Source organism: Roseateles sp. (genome assembly GCF_031397715.1).
Lineage (GTDB): Bacteria > Pseudomonadota > Gammaproteobacteria > Burkholderiales > Burkholderiaceae_C > Paucibacter_A.
The window spans coordinates 1-2,621 of sequence record NZ_JANNMI010000177.1 but is presented as its reverse complement, the minus strand read 5'-3'; the positions used below and the strand labels follow the sequence as shown (position 1 = coordinate 2,621).

Genomic DNA, 2,621 nt, shown 5'->3' with positions numbered 1-2,621 from the left:
AACGCCCGTGCCGGCCGCGACACGCCGGAAGGCGCGATGACCCTGTCGAATGAGGACGTCCTGGACGTCGTCAAGATCTTGGTCGAGCTGCGCAACGGCCGTGGTGAAGTCGATGACATCGACCACTTGGGCAATCGTCGCGTGCGTTGCGTCGGCGAATTGGCCGAGAACCAGTACCGCTCCGGTCTGGCGCGTATCGAGAAGGCCGTCAAGGAGCGTCTGGGCCAAGCCGAGACCGAAGCCTTGATGCCGCATGACTTGATCAACTCCAAGCCGATCTCGGCCGCGTTGAAAGAGTTCTTCGGTGCGTCGCAGCTGTCGCAGTTCATGGACCAGACCAACCCGTTGTCGGAAATCACGCACAAGCGTCGCGTTTCCGCCCTGGGCCCTGGTGGTTTGACGCGTGAGCGCGCTGGCTTTGAAGTCCGCGACGTGCACCCGACTCACTACGGTCGTGTCTGCCCCATCGAAACGCCGGAAGGTCCGAACATTGGTCTGATCAACTCCTTGGCTCTGTACGCACAGCTGAACGAGTATGGTTTCCTGGAAACGCCTTATCGTCGCGTCGTCGACGGCAAGGTGACGACCCAGATCGACTATCTGTCGGCCATCGAAGAAGGCAAGTACGTGATCGCTCAGGCGAACGCGACGCTGAGCGAAGGCGCGCTGACGGATGAGTTGGTGTCGGCGCGTGAAAACGGCGAGTCGGTGCTGACCTCCCCTGAGCGCATCCAGTACATGGACGTCGCTCCGACCCAGATCGTGTCGGTGGCGGCCTCGCTGGTGCCATTCCTGGAGCACGATGATGCAAACCGCGCCTTGATGGGTGCGAATATGCAGCGTCAGGCCGTGCCTATCTTGCGCCCCGAAAAGGCCATGGTCGGTACTGGTGTCGAGCGTGTTGCGGCCAAGGATTCGGGCACGGTTGTGGCGGCGCGCCGCGGCGGTATCGTCGACTATGTCGATACCAACCGCATCGTGATTCGTGTCAATGACGACGAAACCGTTGCCGGTGAAGTCGGCGTCGACATCTACAACCTGATCAAGTATCAGCGTTCCAACCAGAACACCAATATCCATCAGCGCCCGATCGTGCGCCGTGGTGACAAGGTCGCTTCTGAGGACATCATTGCTGACGGTGCTTCTACCGACATCGGTGAGTTGGCGCTGGGCCAGAACATGTTGGTCGCCTTCATGCCATGGAACGGCTACAACTTCGAGGATTCGATCCTGATCTCGGAGCGCGTCATCGCTGAAGACCGCTACACCTCGATTCACATCGAAGAGTTGGTGGTCAATGCGCGTGACACCAAGCTGGGCAGCGAAGAAATCACCCGCGACATTCCGAACTTGTCCGAGCAGCAGCTGGGTCGTTTGGATGAGTCCGGCATCGTCTACGTTGGCGCCGAAGTCAACGCCGGCGACGTGTTGGTCGGCAAGGTCACGCCCAAGGGCGAGACCACGTTGACGCCAGAAGAGAAGCTGCTGCGCGCCATCTTCGGTGAGAAGGCTTCCGACGTGAAAGACACGTCCTTGCGTGTCGATCAAGGCACCTCGGGCACCGTCATCGACGTGCAGGTCTTCACACGTGAAGGCATCGTGCGTGACAAGCGCGCTCAGCAGATCATTGACGACGAGCTGAAGCGTTTCCGTCTGGACCTGAACGACCAGCTGCGTATCGTGGAGGCCGACTCGTTCGACCGAATCGAGAAGCTGCTGACCGGCCGCGTGGCCAATGGCGGCCCGCAGAAGATCGCCAAGGGCACCGTCATCGACAAGGCCTATCTGCAGAGCGTCGAGAAGTTCCATTGGTTCGACATCCGCCCGGCCGACGACGACGTCGCCAACCAGTTGGAGTCGATCAAGAACTCGCTGGAGCAAACCCGCCACAGTTTCGATTTGGCGTTTGAAGAAAAGCGCAAGAAGCTGACGCAAGGCGACGAGTTGCCGGCTGGCGTGTTGAAGATGGTCAAGGTGTACCTGGCCGTCAAGCGCCGCCTGCAGCCGGGCGACAAGATGGCCGGCCGGCATGGCAACAAGGGTGTAGTGTCGAAGATCGTGCCGGTGGAAGACATGCCTTACATGGCCGATGGCACGCCCGCCGACATCGTGCTGAACCCGCTGGGCGTGCCGTCCCGCATGAACGTGGGCCAGGTACTTGAAGTGCATTTGGGCTGGGCCGGCAAGGGGATTGGGCAGCGCATTGGCGACATGCTGCAAGGTGAGGCCCGGATCGCCGAACTGCGCAAGTTCTTCGACCAGCTCTACAACCAATCCGGCGGCAAGACCGAGAACATCGACGAGCTGAGCGACGCCGACGTCCTCGAGATGGCCAGCAATCTGAGCAAGGGCGTGCCGTTTGCCACGCCGGTGTTTGACGGTGCCAAAGAGTCTGAAATCCGCGCCATGCTCAAGTTGGCTTACCCGGACGACATTGCCGCCAAGAAGGGGCTGACCATCACCCGCACCCAGGCGCAATTGTGCGACGGCCGTACCGGTGAGGCCTTTGAGCGGCCCACCACGGTGGGGTATATGCATGTACTCAAGCTGCACCACCTGGTGGACGACAAGATGCATGCCCGCTCCACCGGGCCGTACAGCCTGGTGACGCAGCAGCCGCT

Annotated in this window: 1 protein-coding gene; it reads left to right on the top strand. The window is 60.8% G+C overall.

What is annotated here, in order from left to right:
- A partial coding sequence (gene rpoB / locus RMO57_RS07605) for a DNA-directed RNA polymerase subunit beta (protein ID WP_310385523.1) occupies positions 1–2,621 on the top strand: 2,621 nt, incomplete at both ends.